Here is a 17934-nt window from a genome sequence, read left to right as displayed (position 1 = left end):
TGTTGTTTACATTGTATTATAAACATCAATCACATAATATCTTAACATACTGAGATAAAGAAAAAGTTTTTTTATTAGAAAGTTTCTTCTCTCCCGTCTTTTGGACGGGAGAGAAAAGCGTACATAAGCTTACGGGTTATTAGTACTACTCGACTATGACATTACTGCCTTTACATCTATAGCCTATCAACGTGGTCATCTCCCACGACCCTTAAAAGAAATCTCATCTTGTGGTGGGTTTCGCGCTTATATGCTTTCAGCGCTTATCCCTTCCAAACGTAGCTACTCTGCGATGCCACTGGCGTGACAACAGATACACTAGAGGTTTGTCCAATTCGGTCCTCTCGTACTAGAATCAGATCCACTCAAATTTCTTGCGCCCACAGTAGATAGAGACCGAACTGTCTCACGACGTTCTGAACCCAGCTCGCGTGCCACTTTAATGGGCGAACAGCCCAACCCTTGGGACCTTCTCCAGCCCCAGGATGTGACGAGCCGACATCGAGGTGCCAAACCCCCCCGTCGATATGAGCTCTTGGGGGAGATCAGCCTGTTATCCCCGGCGTACCTTTTATCCTTTGAGCGATGGCCCTTCCATGCGGAACCACCGGATCACTATGCTCTACTTTCGTACCTGATCGACCTGTATGTCTCTCAGTCAAGCTCCCTTATGCCATTGCACTCTACGCACGGTTACCAAGCGTACTGAGGGAACCTTTAGAAGCCTCCGTTACTCTTTTGGAGGCGACCACCCCAGTCAAACTACCCACCAAGCAATGTCCCCCGCATTACGGGGTTAGGCCTCAGATAAACAAAGGGTTGTATTTCAACAATGACTCCACAACGCCTAGCGACGCCACTTCACAGTCTCCAACCTATCCTACACATCATTTATCCAAGGTCAATACTAAGCTATAGTAAAGGTGCACAGGGTCTTTTCGTCCCACTGCGGGTAAGCGGCATCTTCACCGCTACTACAATTTCACCGAGCTCATGGCTGAGACAGTGTCCAGATCGTTACACCATTCGTGCAGGTCGGAACTTACCCGACAAGGAATTTCGCTACCTTAGGACCGTTATAGTTACGGCCGCCGTTTACTGGGGCTTCATTTCAATGCTTCTCCGAAGATAACATCTCCACTTAACCTTCCAGCACCGGGCAGGTGTCAGGCCCTATACTTCATCTTACGATTTTGCAGAGCCCTGTGTTTTTGATAAACAGTCGCCTGGACCTCTTCACTGCGGCCAGCATTGCTGCTGGCGACCCTTCTCCCGAAGTTACGGGTCTATTTTGCCTAATTCCTTAGCCATGAATCTCTCGAGCACCTTAGGATTCTCTCCTCGACTACCTGTGTCGGTTTGCGGTACGGGTACTTATTACCTGAAGTTTAGAGGTTTTTCTTGGAAGCCCTTAGGCGCACTATCTCTTTGTCCGAAGACTCCGAGTACTATCGTATTTCCCCAAAACCCGTGGATTTGCCTGCGGGTCTTATAGGTAGGTACTTCAACGAACTATTCCGTCAGTTCGCGGCGCTTTCATCACTCCGTCACCCCATCACAGTAATAACTAGTACGGGAATATTAACCCGTTGTCCATCGACTGTCCCTTTCGGGTTCGCCTTAGGTCCCGACTAACCCACAGCTGATTAGCATAGCTGTGGAAACCTTAGTCTTTCGGTGTGCGGGTTTCTCGCCCGCATTATCGTTACTTATGCCTACATTTTCTTTTCTAACCAGTCCAGCATGCCTTACGACACACCTTCTACCCTGTTAGAATGCTCCCCTACCACTTAGAGTAAACTCTAAATCCATAGCTTCGGTAATATACTTATGCCCGATTATTATCCATGCTCGTCCGCTCGACTAGTGAGCTGTTACGCACTCTTTAAATGAATGGCTGCTTCCAAGCCAACATCCTAGCTGTCTATGCAGACAAACCTCGTTCTTTCAACTTAGTATATATTTGGGGACCTTAGCTGATGGTCTGGGTTCTTTCCCTCTCGGACTTGGACCTTAGCACCCAAGCCCTCACTGTTATGAAACATTATATAGCATTCGGAGTTTGTCAGGAATTGGTAGGCGGTGAAGCCCCCGCATCCAATCAGTAGCTCTACCTCTATATAACTTTACGCATAACGCTGCACCTAAATGCATTTCGGGGAGTACGAGCTATTTCCGAGTTTGATTGGCCTTTCACCCCTACCCACAGGTCATCCGAAGACTTTTCAACGTCAACCGGTTCGGACCTCCACACTGTGTTACCAGCGCTTCATCCTGCCCATGGGTAGATCACACGGTTTCGCGTCTAACACTACTGACTAAAGCGCCCTATTCAGACTCGCTTTCGCTACGGATCCGTGGCTTAACCACTTATCCTTGCCAGCAACGTTAACTCGTAGGCTCATTATGCAAAAGGCACGCCGTCACCCCACGAAAGGGCTCCGACCGCTTGTAAGCGTATGGTTTCAGGATCTATTTCACTCCGTTATTCACGGTTCTTTTCACCTTTCCCTCACGGTACTGGTTCACTATCGGTCTCTCAGGAGTATTTAGCCTTAGCGGATGGTCCCGCCAAATTCAGACAGGATTTCTCGTGTCCCGCCCTACTCAGGATACCACTATCGTTATCTTCTTTTACTTATACAGGGCTATCACCTTCTTTGGCTCTACTTTCCAGTAGATTCTAATTCAATCCGCAACAAATGTCGTGGTCCTACAACCCCAATATTGCCGTAACAACATTGGTTTGGGCTAATCCGCGTTCGCTCGCCACTACTTACGGAATCACTTTTGTTTTCTTCTCCTCCGCCTACTTAGATGTTTCAGTTCAGCGGGTTTGCCCACCTATCGGTGTACTATGTCTTCAACATAGTGGGTTGCCCCATTCAGGTATCTACGGATCATATCGTGTGTGCCAATCCCCGTAGCTTTTCGCAGCTTATCACGCCTTTCATCGCCTCTGAGAGCCAAGGCATCCCCCATACGCCCTTATTTTGCTTATTGTACCAATCTTAAAATTAATTAAGACCGTTTCTTTTACTTGTCTAATGATAAACAAGCAAAAAATGCTTTCTACTTTTTATTATTTTCTTATCTCAATATGTCAATGAACTTTTATCCTTTCGGATCTGTGGAGAATAACGGAGTCGAACCGTTGACCTCCTGCGTGCAAGGCAGGCGCTCTAGCCAGCTGAGCTAATCCCCCAATCTAATTATGAATTGTGAATTATGAATTATGAAATATTTTCATAACTCCTCAACTCTAGAATTTCTTCTTTTCTTTTAAGTGTAAATTGTTGTCTCGGACAGACTCGAACTGTCGACCCCTACATTATCAGTGTAGTACTCTAACCAGCTGAGCTACGAGACACTCTTATTCTTAAATGGTATTATTTGAACTAACAGCAAGAGTAATAAAATGTTGGTATCTGTTTCCAACTTGAACTTTCGTCTTCTTTCCCTAGCGTGTATTGCTACTAACACTAAGGCTCTAGAAAGGAGGTGTTCCAGCCGCACCTTCCGGTACGGCTACCTTGTTACGACTTAGCCCTAGTTACCAGTTTTACCCTAGGCAGCTCCTTGCGGTCACCGACTTCAGGCACCCCCAGCTTCCATGGCTTGACGGGCGGTGTGTACAAGGCCCGGGAACGTATTCACCGGATCATGGCTGATATCCGATTACTAGCGATTCCAGCTTCACGGAGTCGAGTTGCAGACTCCGATCCGAACTGTGACCGGTTTTATAGATTCGCTCCTGGTCGCCCAGTGGCTGCTCTCTGTACCGGCCATTGTAGCACGTGTGTAGCCCAAGGCGTAAGGGCCGTGATGATTTGACGTCATCCCCACCTTCCTCACAGTTTGCACTGGCAGTCTTGTTAGAGTTCCCGACATGACTCGCTGGCAACTAACAACAGGGGTTGCGCTCGTTATAGGACTTAACCTGACACCTCACGGCACGAGCTGACGACAACCATGCAGCACCTTGTAAATTGTCTTGCGAAAAGTCTGTTTCCAAACCGGTCAATCTACATTTAAGCCTTGGTAAGGTTCCTCGCGTATCATCGAATTAAACCACATGCTCCACCGCTTGTGCGGGCCCCCGTCAATTCCTTTGAGTTTCATTCTTGCGAACGTACTCCCCAGGTGGGATACTTATCACTTTCGCTTAGCCACTGAGATTGCTCCCAACAGCTAGTATCCATCGTTTACGGCGTGGACTACCAGGGTATCTAATCCTGTTCGCTACCCACGCTTTCGTCCATCAGCGTCAATCCATTAGTAGTAACCTGCCTTCGCAATTGGTATTCCATGTAATCTCTAAGCATTTCACCGCTACACTACATATTCTAGTTACTTCCTAATAATTCAAGTCAGACAGTATCAATGGCCGTTCCACCGTTGAGCGATGGGCTTTCACCACTGACTTACCTGACCGCCTACGGACCCTTTAAACCCAATGATTCCGGATAACGCTTGGATCCTCCGTATTACCGCGGCTGCTGGCACGGAGTTAGCCGATCCTTATTCTTACGATACCGTCAAGACTCTACACGTAGAGTTGTTTCTTCTCGTATAAAAGCAGTTTACAATCCATAGGACCGTCATCCTGCACGCGGCATGGCTGGATCAGGCTTGCGCCCATTGTCCAATATTCCTCACTGCTGCCTCCCGTAGGAGTCTGGTCCGTGTCTCAGTACCAGTGTGGGGGATCTCCCTCTCAGGACCCCTACCCATCGTTGCCTTGGTAAGCCGTTACCTTACCAACTAGCTAATGGGACGCATGCTCATCTTTCACCGTTGTGACTTTAATATCATGTTGATGCCAACTCGATATACTATGAGGTATTAATCCAAATTTCTCTGGGCTATCCCTCTGTGAAAGGTAGATTGCATACGCGTTACGCACCCGTGCGCCGGTCTCTAATTCCGAAGAACTATACCCCTCGACTTGCATGTGTTAAGCCTGCCGCTAGCGTTCATCCTGAGCCAGGATCAAACTCTTCATCGTATATTGTTTGCTTGATTACTCAAGCTATTGTTATTCGACTAAATTCTAGTGGTTTTTTCAAATCTTCCGATTCTATTACTCTTATTCTTTTGTTCTAAGATCTCTCTTAAAACGGCTGTCAATTCAATATGTCTAGGAACGTGTTCTTATCTTGTTTTTTAACTCCTTTTAACACTTGTTAAAGTGTTTCTCGAAGCGGGTGCAAAAGTACAACTTTCTTTTTAACTGACAAGAAAAATTTGAAGTTTTTTTTAAGATAAATTTTATCTCGTTTACTTCTCTTTTCTTATCAATCTGTCAAGGAACTTTGCGCGTTTTGCGGGGTGCAAAGGTAACATCCGTTTTCTAATCTCACAAGCTTTTTTAATCTTTTTTTGAAAATAAATTTTCTACTTTGATTAACTTTACTTGCCAGTATTTGAAAGAACCTCTGCGTCATTGCGGGTGCAAAACTAGCACCTTTATTGCGTTATTCAAGCTTTTTTAAACCTTTTTTTTACCCTTTTCTTAACTTTATCTTTAAACTGCTGAAAACATGGTTTTTGAATGCCAAAGTTTTTTAAACAAAACAGCAATCTATTAGCCGATACACGACATTTCAATCCAAAATCGCCGATTTCAGTACGATCGGAAGCTTTCAACTTCCCTCTTTTATTTACCAAAGCTTTCAAAATTCAATCTCTATTCATGTTTTAGCAGCTCTTCAACGCGCATTACTCCTTCAAAGCAGTCTGCCTTGACAGTATTCGAACAAAAAAATTACTCTAGATCAATAAAATGGTTTTATCCTATACCTTATATAGGACATAGCTTTTCTATTCGCTCCTATATATTAGGTAACACAATATGTCCAAACTATATAAAGACACGTTATTAAAATATCAATTGATGTAATAAGCAATTGTTACATTGCTAAACGAATGATTCTTTATTGCGTAGAAATAAAAATAATTAAAAAAGAGTCGTAAAAGCGAAACTTAAAATAATTGAAGAAGCAATAATTAATAGAACATTAATAACCACAGTTCATATTATGTCAAAATTACGGATGTAAATACACTAATTGGATTGAGAAACTAGGTCATTCATACCTACGATAACAAATCTGAAAAAACTATTTGAGCTATACTAGACAGCAACAATATTAAAAATCAATTAAAGCATTATTTACTAATACTTTAAAAATAAATAATGAAAAATACAACATTACTATTGTTCACTGAAAACTACTCCACAGTAATATACCTCAACTGCTGCAAATCTCCATTATAAATATTCACATCGACATTTCCTTTAATACCAGCGACGGTTGCTTTCTCTGTGAATTGCCAAAACAACCAGTCTTCGCCGATTTGCTCCCGATAAAAATTATAATTGGCAATCCAAAAAAGATAATCACCGAATTCTTCTTTCAAAAAATCATCATAATACCGCTCGCCAGTGTAAATAATTGGTTTAACACCATAATGAGATTCTACAGCTTGCAACCATCGTTTTAATCCTAATTTAAGATTGGCAACAGACTGATTTTTAGGTAATTTTTCTATATCCAAAACAGGTGGCAAATCGCCTTTTTCCAACGTCACGGTTTTAATAAAAAGTTCGGCTTGTTCCAATGAATTCTCGTTGGGGCGATAGTAGTGATAGGCTCCCCGAATCATTTTATTTTCTTTGGCGCCAAGCCAGTTCCGTTCAAATTTTTCATCTTTTCGATCTTTCCCAACGGTTGCGCGGATAAAAACATAATGTAAAGGATATTTTTGTTCTAAAGTATCCACATACGACCAACTAATTTTTCCTTGATATTCTGAAACGTCAATACCAATACTTTTGCCCTCATGTTTTTCTAAAACCTTAAAATTCCGAACGTCCGAAATGCGTTTAGCCTCTCGATCAGCTCTGATGATTTTATCCGATTTGAAACCAAAATAATAAGACAAACCATTTCGATAATGAAAACCTACTCCAAGTAGCACTACAATCAAAAAAGTGACAATCAAATAGCGCAATAGCTTCCCAGAGAGAAAAGAAGCTTTCTTTTTGGATTTACGAACTGCGTTTGACTTTCTTCGAACGGTTTGTTTTCTCATTCAAAAGATTACTTTTTAAGTACTTTATTATTCAGAACCGATAGTAGAACATAAAATAGTATCAACAACGGAATTCCTAAATAGCGAAAGAAAATCAATAACAAAAGTGAACATGTCAAAAAGACAACTTGAAGTGTATTCTCATTAAAACTAAACTTCTTGATTTTCAAAGAGAATAATGGAATTTCAGCATTCAGCATATACGCGCTCAAAACCGTCAGCACCAAAAGAAACCAAGGATTAGTAAGGAGTTCTATAATAATTAATGAATCAGTATATTTCAACACCAAAGGCAGACTTAGGACAAACAGCGCATTAGCAGGTGTTGGCAAACCAATGAAAGAATCTGTTTGACGAGTATCAATATTAAAATTTGCCAGACGATAACAAGACCCCAACGCAATTATAAAACCTAAATAAGGAAAAAACTGCAAATGACCTGCCGCTGCCGTTGATGCATGGCTAATCATCATTTGGAACATCACTAAACCCGGAACAACACCACTTGTCACCATGTCTGCCAAAGAATCCAACTGCAATCCCAGCGGACTGGAAACGTTGAACAATCGTGCAAAAAAACCATCAAAAAAATCCAAAAATATACCCAGACAAACAAAATAAAAGGCCATTTCAAAATCTTGATTGAATGCAAATACCAGCGCGATACAGCCACAAAAAAGATTAAGAAGCGTAATGAAATTCGGAATATGTTTTTTAATAGTCATCATAATACAGTTTAAGGAATCAAAGTTGGCAAATTTAGTATAATAAGTCAATGAAAAGTATGTTTTTTAGTAGAGATTTTTAACAGGAGTAGCAATCCTTATATCACCGCGAATTCGCAAATTAAAACCTTCCATTATAAGCAAAAAATTAGCAAATTAGCGGTAAAACCTAAACTCGAAAACTTTCAATTTTAAACAAATCAGTAAAAATACTTTACATCCGTAGCATCCGTGTTCCATTTTTTACTGAAGTAATACTCTGTTAAATCTAAACCACATGACCAACACACTAAATTCAATAGCAAAATGAAATAACCTCAATTAAAAATTATATTTTTGATAAAAAATCAAACAGACTCTTCGTTTGTAAAAATGATACCCTTGAAAAAAAGCTTTTTAGTATTAACACTTTTTGTATGTACCCTGATGTACAGCCAGACCGTTAGGAAATATTCAAATGAGTTTATGAATATCGGCGTGGATGCGGCTGCATTGGGCATGTCAAATACTGTCGTGGCTTCCACCAATGATGTGAATTCAGGATATTGGAATCCAGCGGGACTTATTCGGATGAAAGACCACCAGGTATCTTTTATGCACGCCAATTATTTTGCAAATATTGCTCAATACGATTATTTAGCCTATGCCAGTCCTATCGATGATCGCAGCGCTTGGGGAATTTCATTAATCCGTTTTGGGGTAGATGACATTTTGAATACTACGGAACTAATCGACAGCCAAGGCAATATTGACTACAACCGAATCAGTCTTTTTTCGACTGCTGATTACGGATTTACTTTTTCCTATGCGAGAAAATTACCGGTTCCCGGATTTCAATATGGCGTAAACGCAAAAATCATCCGACGTATTATTGGGAAATTTGCCAATTCTTGGGGATTTGGTTTTGATGCCGGAATCCAATTCGAAAAAAACAACTGGCAATTTGGATTAATGCTCCGCGACATTACCACTACCTATAATGTGTGGAATATTGACGAAGATGAATATCAGAAAATTGCAAACGCCATACCCGGTGAAAATCAAGACTTACCAGAAAGTACCGAGATTACAGCTCCAAAAGCTCAGCTGGGTATTGCTAAAAAGTTCATCATTCGTTACGATTACAGTATTCAGGCTGCAGCCAATGTGAACATGCGTTTTGCCAGAACCAATGATGTAATTGCTACTGATTTTGTCAGCATCGATCCGGCTTTAGGATTGGAATTTGGGTATACTGATTTGGTTTTCGTTCGTGCCGGGGTAGGTAATTTTCAGAATGTACAGCAATTGGACAGTACTGAAAAAGTGGGTTTCCAACCGAATATTGGTCTGGGATTCAAATACAAAGGCATTCAGATTGACTATGCGTTGACCGATTTAGGGAATCAAAGCGCTGCTTTATATTCCAATATTTTTTCAGTAAAAGTGGATTTGGGAATGTTTCGCAATTAACTAGAAAAAATCATCCGAATCAAGTAGCAACATCAAATCAGAAGCAGCTTTTCTGAAGCTGATTCCACGTTGCACGAACCCGTTTCAATAACGCCCTTTCTTTAACAGAGAAACTTTGTTCGCCTTTTTCTTTCTTTGAGTATCTTTGTCAGATAAATTCAATCAATGAAATCGTACATGAGTTTTTTTTAAACAAAATCACATTTTATACCCTTTTAACAGCAAACGAATGCATACATCATTTTTCAAAAAAATAGCGCTACTCCTCTTCGTATTATCAACGGTACATTTAAGTTTCGGACAAAACATTCAATTATCAAAAAATACGCACGTCAGCGTAATCACTTGTGGAACGGGTAATGAATCGTATTCTCTTTTTGGACACACAGCAATACGAGTGCAGGATACAACCAACGTCATTGATGTGGTGTATAATTATGGTGCATTTGACTTCAATACGCCAAATTTTGTAATGAAATTCATAAAAGGAGATTTGCAATACTTTGCTGTTGCGCATTCCTACGCTGATTTCATCAGTCAATATCAATATGAAAAAAGATCAGTTTATGAGCAGGAATTAAACATTCCAGTAGATTTAAAACAAAAATTATTTGACAACCTGAATACCTCTTTGGCTTCGGGAGAAAGTCACTATACCTATAAATTCATCGACAAAAATTGTACATCGATGGTAGTTGACATCATCAATAAAACACTGGACACAATTGCAATTGTAAAAAATACCGATACTAATATCACGTACAGAACCATATTGTACCCGTATTTTGACGGTCATTTTTATGAAAAATTAGGCACCAGCATTATCTTCGGTAAAAAAGTAGATCAATTAGGAACCAAAATATTTCTACCATTTGAATTACAAAAAAGCCTCGAGAAAGTTTCCTTTCAAAATCGTCCGCTGGCACTGGGAAACAAAACTATAATCGAATTCAAAAATGAGGTTCCTATGTCTTGGTGGAATAATCCCTATACGTACTTCATAGTGCTAAGTTTCATCGTGTTTATAAACAAGAAAAGCATCGATTTGTTCTACCTCAGCATACTGGCCGTAATTGGAATATTCTTTTCGTTTGCAGGGTTTTACTCGTTACATCTGGAATTAGGATACAACTACAATATCTTATTATTCAATCCAACCTTAATAGGCCTACTCTATTTTTATTGGACGAAAAACAAAAAAGTAATTTACAATCTGGCGCTATTAAATATCGCATTATTGGTGATTTATTTCTTTTTGATAATCAACAAAGCACATCTGGTGCTGGTAATGCCAATGGTAGTTTGCAGCGGAGTTGTTTTAGTGAGACTGGCCATTCAAAACAAAAAACGAATTCCAATTATAATATAAGGAATCCTTCTATTAATTTACTTGAATTGTATATGACATCTAATCTTTTAGCCGCTAATTTTTTTAATAAAATAAAAATTAGCGAATTAGCGGTTGAAATAATTATTTACTAGACGTTACAGAAAGAACTAAATTAGAAAAAAATCACTCTATAATCCGTGCAAATCTGTTCAAAAAAGCAACAATACTGTTTTCCACAATAAATAATATAATAATAGCTACTGCCCCCTATAAAACAATACAGTCGTTATCGTTTTGAAAGCAATATTCAAATCCAGATAAATACTGCGATGCTTGATGTAATACAAGTCATATTGCAACTTGATTAAACTATCATCTATCGTTTCGCCATACGAATAATTGACTTGTGCCCAACCAGTAAGTCCAGGCTTGATGATGTGCCTAGTCTCATAAAAAGGCATTATTTCGGCAATTTCTTTTACAAAAATAGGACGTTCTGGTCGCGGACCGATAACGGCCATATCACCTTTTAAAATATTAATAAACTGAGGAAACTCATCCATTCTTGTTTTTCGCATAAACTTCCCAAAGACAGTTATTCGTGAATCATTCATTGCAGTAAAAACCGCGCCGTTCGATTCGGCATTTTTCACCATCGTACGGAATTTCAAAATTTCAAAAACAACACCATCCTTACCAACCCGCTCCTGTGAATAAAACAAGCGCCCCCTGTTACCTATTGCATTTCCAACCAATATAAGCGGAAAAAGAACCAATCCGACAACAAGACCAAATAAGGAAACTACAATTTCAAAAATACGGATGGTCAACAAGTATAATTTATTCTGATTGCTTCGGCTGAAAGGAAAAAAACGATAAAAATCACGGGACATATACTGCACAGGAATACGCTGTGTTTTACTTTCATACACCTGTGTATACTCTCGTATAATATTTCCAGATTCTAATAAATGTAACAATTGTTGGTATAAATCAGCGGTGATTCCTTCTGTATTCTGAGAAGCAATCACAATTTCAGAAATCCCATTTTCTTTTACAAAAGAAAACAAATCATCTCTTTTTATTAGTTTCACATAATGGTAATCCAAAACCGTATCTTCTGCAATATCAGTGTTAACAAATCCAACTATTTTATAATGTGGATCAATGTTTTCTAATCCCAAAATCAGCTCTTGAACTTGCTCTTTATCACATATCAATATGGCTTTCTGAACAAATCGATTGGACGCTAAAAAGAGCACATAAAACATTCGCCATAAGAACAGCACAACAAACATTACTAAAAAAAACAATACAACTTGAAGTCTGTTAGCCGGTAACTCTGGCGAAAAAAAAGGGGTAAAAAGATAAACAAAAACAGTTGTCGAAACCGTGAGTAATATGTTTTGCAAAACTAAAAGCTGATTACTGGCGACTTGTAGGTTATACATTTCGAAAATTGATGCAAAAAAAATAAGATAAACAACTAGGAGAATAGTCCAGGAAGGTCTACTGGCAGCTACCGTTAAATATTCTTGATCAAAAAAAGTCCCAAAAAGATACAAACCCAAAAGAACAAAAAAAACATCAAAAAAACGAAGAATGATTTTTCGCTCAGAAATTTCAAAATGTATTTTCCTTTTAGTAGACATGCTTTGTTTTTGGTATTTTGGCAATTTAGCAATTTTGCCTTCAAATAAATAGAAAGATGCAAATTAATCCGATAAAAACCTTATTTATTCTATTCGTTCCTAAATTGATAAAGCTTCAAACTACGAAACGTTTAGTATAAAATACTATTCTAATCACGATCCTAATTTACTTCTTTTGAAGATTTTTCAAAACGAATAATTAGCAGCGATAAGGCATAAACAAATGCTGGCGCAGCCGTACGCATAGCGGCATGGTTAATTGTCAAAAACCAAAAGATAACAAAACACAATAAGAAAACATTAAACTTATATTCTAGATACAGAACAAAAGGGGTGACAATAAGAATCAATAATCCAATTACTCCCAACATCCCATGTTCTGCTAACATGCGAGTAATTTCGTTGTGGGACGCCGTAGTTTCTCCCGTTTCGGATTGCCTGATTTCGATTACTTTCCCAACACCGGCACCAAAAAAAGGATTGTCTAAAAAAATATCAATTTCTTCATCTGCTAAATTCTCCCTTCCAGTAAACTGACTCGTTTTTACTCGTCCAGAAGCATCTTGATTGGCATACCGCTTATTGATAAGCCCTCCAGTTTGAAAAGAAGTGTACATCCACACTCCAACAATTGCTAAAACAATAAGCAAAAAACCATAATTCAATTTAACTCTTCCTGCATCATTCGAATTAAAATATAGAAATGTTAAAAGTATAATAATCATCACGATACCCGTTATCATACCTCCTCTGGAAAAAGTAATAAAACCCCTATAACTAATATTCAAGGCAAGGAATAAATTGATAAAAACAATCAATTTTGTTTTGGATGCTAACAGTACCCGTGAGAAAAAAATAAACATACCAAGCCCTAAAGCGGTTGATACTTGATTGGGTCCAAAACCTCCTGAAGTCTGAAAATTAGATTCTGTTCCTGTAATTACATCTTTTATAATGGGTGTATAAACAGTCAAATAGACCATGCAAGTAACAATAGGCAAACCCATATTGAGCAAGACACGATTCATCTGTTCTAAGGAAATACTTCGCCTAAAAGTGTATATGGAAGCAATCCCTAAACATAGCGGTCCCGAAATATTAAAGGCTATCCTAGTTCTAATATTGGTATCTAGATCTAAAGCAAAAGTAGCAATGACAAGGCCAGGGATTAATAAAAACAAAAACAGCCAGTACGAAATGGCTCCCCTTGAAAACCCACTGAAATACATTCCTAGGAGCAAAAAAAACAGTACTCCATATTTAGATATTTCATAAAGGGGATTTCCGCCGGTCATTCTCAAAAAAACCTCGCTTCCAACTACATAAGCTGCAACAAGAAGGGCTTCGTTATTTTTATTGCTGCTTTTAATGACATAAATAGTCCCAAAAATAAAAATGGAATATCCGTATATCTTAGCGGTAAATGGCAATGCATACACCAAAAGTCCAATCAAAACATGAACAAGTAACAAACAGATATAGGAGATTTCCTCTTTTTTCATTTTAAATAGTTTCTAACCAATTTAAATAGTGTTTAATAATGATATTTTCTGAATTTCCCTCAACAACACTGGCATACAATGCATGACCAAAATTAACTTTAAGAGTATCATTTTCTACTAAAGTTAGTAGTGCAGTATAAAACAGATTGACATTCTGGGCTGGAACAATAAAACCATTTTTACCGTCCTGGACCAAAGCAGCTATTTCTCCGACATTTGTAACTACTATAGGTTTCTTATGCCAGCCATATTCTAAAAGTGCAACGGGTAACCCCTCAGATTTTGAAGTTAGGACTGCAACTGTCGATTGATCCAGAATGTTTTTTATATCTTGTTTCGAGCCGTAAAGAAACACATTTTTTTCTAAATCAAACGCAACAATTAAATCCCTGATTCCCTTGGAATAATCATCTCCAAAATCTTTACCAATAAGATGAAAAGTCCAATTAGCATCATACACTTTTAATTTCTTGGCAACTCTTAATAATGTGAAATGATCTTTCTGTTCTCTTAAATTAGCAACACAAACAATCCGTTTTCCTTCGATTCCCCTTAAAATTGTTTGCTCGAAAACAGTATTCTCTTCCGAAGGGAAGTTAGGCAGATAAATAGTATTCCTAAGGTTGAGCCGCTCATCAGCCCAGTCTTTTAATTTTTGGTTTACGGCAATTATTCCATTAAAAAACGGAAGGATTATTCGTAAAATCCCTGATAGTCTTTTTGACAAAAACTCACTGTTTCCGTAATGGTCGTGCCAAATTAACTTTAAGGAAGGCAACGTTAACTTTAGTAAAAAAGCAAGAAAAAAGGAAGAACTATGCGCATGTACAACTGTTACGTTGTGCTGCAGCACATAATTTCTCAAGGCAAAAAGAGCTTTAAAATCAATTATTTTTTTCTTTTTGAGGTACAAATAGGATACTTTAGTATCAATCTGAGAACATAGCGCACCTTCCTTTCTAGTTACCACTAAACCTGAAAATGCTATATACTTAGTTAATGCATTGGCATAATGAACCGCCATGCGCTCTGCTCCTCCTGGCTCTAAGCTATCAATTAATTGAATAATTCTCATGATCGAAGGAGTTTTTCAATTTCATTTTCAAATGCATCTAAAGTATAGGTTCTGGACCAATCACTGCCCTTTTTAGACATCATTTGAAAACAACTTTCATCATCCAAAACCGCTTCTAATTGTCGGATATCATTTCCTAAATTCATTTCCAGCAAAATACCGCTATTCCCATTATCCAACATAAACGGAACACAAGACACCGCTGTTGCCACTGGCACACAACCCCAAAACATGCCTTCGGCAATTGCTTTCGGCCAACCTTCGCTTTCAGATGGCAAAACTACAAAATGACTGTTTTGATAGGCTTTTTTTATAATTTCCTGATTTTGATTGCCTTCCAATACAATTATTCCTTCTAATTTATGCTTCAAAATATAAGATTCCAATTGGGCTCGCTGAACCCCTTCTCCATAAATCCTTAACACAACATCGTATCCTTTTTGAAATAACTCTGCAACCAATTGAACTGCATACAACGGGTTTTTTCCTTTTACCAAAGTCCCAACAAAAACAAAAGTAATACTGCCTTTTAATACTTTTGGCAGTAACGGCGATGTATCGCGATCCGGATAAGTAGCCGTAAAAAAAGATTTAATATTTTTAGTCTGATTGGGCCATTCACCATAAACTAAAACCTGCATATTTCTGGTCAGGAAGGAATTGCTTAAAATCCATTTCTGCAAACGATAAGTCCAAGGCTGTTTTGATTTTGGATCCCAATTCCCAGCATATTTGGCGGTTTTCGGTGTATTCGGGAATAGCATTTGAACAAAACAACCCAATAAACCTATATTTCCTGGACATCGCAAATGAATGTGATCGGCATAATACATCGCTTTATAAAGCGCTAAACTAATTTTAGGAACATTAAAAATGGTTTTAAACAGCCCTCCTAAACTCAAAATATTAAAACTGTCAACAGGAACAAACCTAATATGGGTATGAACATAAAAACTGTCTATAGGCGTTCTTTCTTGCTTTGCCATCGGGGCAACAACAATTAATTCTTGCACCTGTTTTGCCCAAACATTCATTTCTCGTACATAAGGGGCATATGCATAATATTGATTGCCTTGCTTTTTATGGATAACATGAGTGAAAATGGCGAATTTCATAAAAGCTTATTTATTATAACTTTAGGATCTAAATTTCTTATGAAATAATCACGGCTATTAATTTCTAGTTTCCTTTTAAAATCTAAATCAGACATTATCATCCTTATTTTTTTTTCAATATCATCTGAATTTCTAACATATACCAAATGAACATTATCTTCTAATAGCTCGGACATTTTATTTTTATGTGGAGTTGAAATAATTGCTTTCCCTAATGCCAAAAACTCTGCTAATTTCCATCCATGGCAAGAAAGTACTGCGGGAGTATTAAAAACGAAAACCGATTTTTTGATATTAATCAAATATTGTTTTAAATCAATTTTACTAGAATATAATAATGAGTCAAAACAACAATTATTACCATCTTTCCTTGGTGCAAAACCACCTTCAAAATCTACATTTTTATTGTTCAAACATGCCTCAATAAATATAGCTCTAAAATCATTTGTCTCTTTTTCTTTTTTCCATATACTACTAATAAAAAAAACACTTTCATTTGTTGATTTATTAGGAAAATAACTCTTTAAAGGTAACCGTTTATATTGTCTCCAATAATTTGCAACAAACTCTCTTTTATTGGTAATTTTAGGATTAAATTTAATCAAATTAAATAAAGCGAAATAAATAGTCTCAATCAAACTCCAAATTTTTATACCGAAACTGGGGCCAATTGCTATAACTTTATGAAAATTATCTAATGGCAATGTCGTAAAATTGTAATTTACTTTACCATATTTATCACACCAATTAAAAGCCATAAAATCAATTTCATTTGTATCTCTAGAATCAATTATAATCTTAGTTTCTTGCCCGTTTTCAGTTAAAATAATCGCAAAAGTACCTTGAACAAAATTTGGAAATTTGGAAACATTAAATTCAATATCCGAAAAAATTTCATTCAAGCCTTGGATATAGAATGAATCATAATAAACATTACATAATCCGTAAATGTAAACCTTTGTATTTTTCATCATTCCTCTTTAGGCTTATTAAAAAATAAACTCCACCAACCTAATGTTCTACCAAAGGCTTCAATAAAGGCTTCCTTCCGTTTTTTTGTTGTAAATATATTGCTAAATCGAATCAATGTCAAAAGTATCGTAATGGAATGCCACTTCATTTTAGCATCAAATGAAGGCTTCCTATTTTTTGTCCTCCAAACATACCAACCGTTTCGCACTACCATTTTTCCATATTGATATTGATTGGGTCTTCCTGATGGATCATGATAATGATTCAACTGCACTTTTGTATTGATTACATTACTTCCAAATTGTAATGCCCTAATACTAAAGTCAGCATCTTCATACAAACCGTAACCTTCAAAATAAGAGGAAAAGTGGATGGAGTCAAAAACCTTTTTCCGAAAGGCAAACGACATCCCTATAAGTAAATCAACTTTATAAATTTTAGCATTCAAAGGAAACCCACAGGTTTTACCATGAGAATAATCAGGCATTCTCCCTGGTCCAAGATTGGATTGTAATCCTAAATAATTACGAACCACATTACGTTGACCTTCTTTGTATACAAATTCATCAAATTGAAAATAATGATATTTATTATAATCTTTATTAGGTTCCGCCAAAATCCAACTATTTTCATTTATGGCGACTCCTCCAACACCCGAAATGGTTTCATTATCTTGAAATGTTTTGATAAGCTCTTCAAAATAACGGTGCTCTAAAACCGTATCGTCATCTAGAAAACAAATAATTTCCATCGCTGTTCCAACACGGGCAATACCATAATTTCGTTGTTTAGTCAAACCACGATGTTCCGAAGAAACTCTAAAATAGTTTAAATTATCAAAATAATTTTGAGTTAGAATAATTTCCGTTTCATCATTGGTAGAACCATCCACAATTAAAATTTCATCTGGATATAAAGTTTGACTCTGTACAGATTGCAATAATCGCAACAAAGGATTGGGGCGCAAATAGGTGCAAATAATCAGGGTAAACGGAAAGTGAGTTTTCATAAAA

Annotated in this window: 10 protein-coding genes, 2 tRNA genes and 2 rRNA genes; 2 read left to right on the top strand and 12 right to left on the bottom strand. The window is 37.6% G+C overall.

Annotated features, from left to right (window positions below):
• Window positions 1-119: 119 nt before the first annotated feature.
• From G7A72_RS12310 to G7A72_RS12285, 6 genes are all read right to left on the bottom strand, one after another.
• Window positions 120-3003, bottom strand: a 23S ribosomal RNA gene (locus G7A72_RS12310).
• A 128-nt stretch (window positions 3004-3131) separates the two neighbouring features.
• Window positions 3132-3205 (bottom strand) — tRNA-Ala (locus G7A72_RS12305).
• 91 nt (window positions 3206-3296) lie between these two features.
• Window positions 3297-3370 (bottom strand) — tRNA-Ile (locus tag G7A72_RS12300).
• Between the two features lie 124 nt (window positions 3371-3494).
• A 16S ribosomal RNA gene (locus tag G7A72_RS12295) occupies window positions 3495-5008 on the bottom strand.
• Together the 16S and 23S rRNA genes with 2 tRNA genes alongside form the textbook arrangement of a ribosomal RNA operon.
• 1226 nt (window positions 5009-6234) lie before the next feature.
• Window positions 6235-7098, bottom strand: coding sequence for a glycoside hydrolase family 25 protein (locus tag G7A72_RS12290; RefSeq protein ID WP_165152682.1), 864 nt, complete (start codon window positions 7096-7098; stop codon window positions 6235-6237).
• Between the two features lie 8 nt (window positions 7099-7106).
• Complete coding sequence (locus G7A72_RS12285) at window positions 7107-7823, bottom strand: phosphatidylcholine/phosphatidylserine synthase (protein WP_165153759.1); 717 nt, start codon at window positions 7821-7823, stop codon at window positions 7107-7109.
• 465 nt (window positions 7824-8288) lie between these two features.
• Here G7A72_RS12285 and G7A72_RS12280 point away from each other — a divergent pair, with 465 nt between their 5' ends.
• Both G7A72_RS12280 and G7A72_RS12275 read left to right on the top strand, forming a co-directional pair.
• A complete protein-coding gene (locus G7A72_RS12280; protein WP_165153758.1) occupies window positions 8289-9275 on the top strand; it encodes a PorV/PorQ family protein in 987 nt (328 codons plus the stop codon).
• A 229-nt stretch (window positions 9276-9504) separates the two neighbouring features.
• Window positions 9505-10644 (top strand): DUF4105 domain-containing protein, encoded by a 1140-nt coding sequence (locus G7A72_RS12275; RefSeq protein ID WP_165152681.1) that lies wholly within the window; start codon window positions 9505-9507, stop codon window positions 10642-10644.
• A 218-nt stretch (window positions 10645-10862) separates the two neighbouring features.
• On the opposite strand, the gene G7A72_RS12270 is transcribed toward G7A72_RS12275, so the two are convergent.
• The 6 genes from G7A72_RS12270 to G7A72_RS12245 all read right to left on the bottom strand — a co-directional run bounded on the left by G7A72_RS12270 (window position 10863) and on the right by G7A72_RS12245 (window position 17930).
• The gene (locus G7A72_RS12270) at window positions 10863-12257 is read right to left on the bottom strand and encodes an exopolysaccharide biosynthesis polyprenyl glycosylphosphotransferase (RefSeq protein ID WP_165152680.1); all 1395 of its coding nucleotides are present in this window, start codon (window positions 12255-12257) and stop codon (window positions 10863-10865) included.
• Between the two features lie 161 nt (window positions 12258-12418).
• Complete coding sequence (locus tag G7A72_RS12265) at window positions 12419-13759, bottom strand: O-antigen ligase (RefSeq protein ID WP_113667039.1); 1341 nt, start codon at window positions 13757-13759, stop codon at window positions 12419-12421.
• Between the two features lies 1 nt (window position 13760).
• The gene (locus G7A72_RS12260) at window positions 13761-14834 is read right to left on the bottom strand and encodes a glycosyltransferase (protein ID WP_165152679.1); all 1074 of its coding nucleotides are present in this window, start codon (window positions 14832-14834) and stop codon (window positions 13761-13763) included.
• Complete coding sequence (locus tag G7A72_RS12255) at window positions 14831-15949, bottom strand: glycosyltransferase family 4 protein (RefSeq protein WP_165152678.1); 1119 nt, start codon at window positions 15947-15949, stop codon at window positions 14831-14833. The genes G7A72_RS12260 and G7A72_RS12255 overlap by 4 nt, the downstream gene beginning before the upstream one ends.
• Window positions 15946-16923, bottom strand: coding sequence for a glycosyltransferase (locus G7A72_RS12250; protein WP_165152677.1), 978 nt, complete (start codon window positions 16921-16923; stop codon window positions 15946-15948). Before G7A72_RS12250 ends, G7A72_RS12255 begins: the two co-directional genes overlap by 4 nt.
• On the bottom strand, window positions 16920-17930 hold the full coding sequence (locus G7A72_RS12245) for a glycosyltransferase family 2 protein (RefSeq protein WP_165152676.1): 1011 nt from the start codon (window positions 17928-17930) through the stop codon (window positions 16920-16922). The genes G7A72_RS12250 and G7A72_RS12245 overlap by 4 nt, the downstream gene beginning before the upstream one ends.
• Between the last annotated feature and the right edge of the window lie 4 nt (window positions 17931-17934).

The sequence above is a fragment of the Flavobacterium sp. Sr18 genome (genome assembly GCF_011064265.1).
Lineage (GTDB): Bacteria > Bacteroidota > Bacteroidia > Flavobacteriales > Flavobacteriaceae > Flavobacterium > Flavobacterium petrolei.
The sequence above is the reverse complement of the archived record's forward strand: the minus strand, read 5'-3'. Positions and strand labels throughout refer to the sequence as shown.

Bases quoted from the DNA above. Each gene is read 5' to 3' on its own strand.
- G7A72_RS12290 (WP_165152682.1), bottom strand. From the start codon at position 7,098: ATGAGAAAACAAACCGTTCGAAGAAAGTCAAACGCAGTTCGTAAATCC.
- G7A72_RS12285 (WP_165153759.1), bottom strand. From the start codon at position 7,823: ATGACTATTAAAAAACATATTCCGAATTTCATTACGCTTCTTAATCTT.
- G7A72_RS12280 (WP_165153758.1), top strand. From the start codon at position 8,289: ATGAATATCGGCGTGGATGCGGCTGCATTGGGCATGTCAAATACTGTC.
- G7A72_RS12275 (WP_165152681.1), top strand. From the start codon at position 9,505: ATGCATACATCATTTTTCAAAAAAATAGCGCTACTCCTCTTCGTATTA.
- G7A72_RS12270 (WP_165152680.1), bottom strand. From the start codon at position 12,257: ATGTCTACTAAAAGGAAAATACATTTTGAAATTTCTGAGCGAAAAATC.
- G7A72_RS12265 (WP_113667039.1), bottom strand. From the start codon at position 13,759: ATGAAAAAAGAGGAAATCTCCTATATCTGTTTGTTACTTGTTCATGTT.
- G7A72_RS12260 (WP_165152679.1), bottom strand. From the start codon at position 14,834: ATGAGAATTATTCAATTAATTGATAGCTTAGAGCCAGGAGGAGCAGAG.
- G7A72_RS12255 (WP_165152678.1), bottom strand. From the start codon at position 15,949: ATGAAATTCGCCATTTTCACTCATGTTATCCATAAAAAGCAAGGCAAT.
- G7A72_RS12250 (WP_165152677.1), bottom strand. From the start codon at position 16,923: ATGATGAAAAATACAAAGGTTTACATTTACGGATTATGTAATGTTTAT.
- G7A72_RS12245 (WP_165152676.1), bottom strand. From the start codon at position 17,930: ATGAAAACTCACTTTCCGTTTACCCTGATTATTTGCACCTATTTGCGC.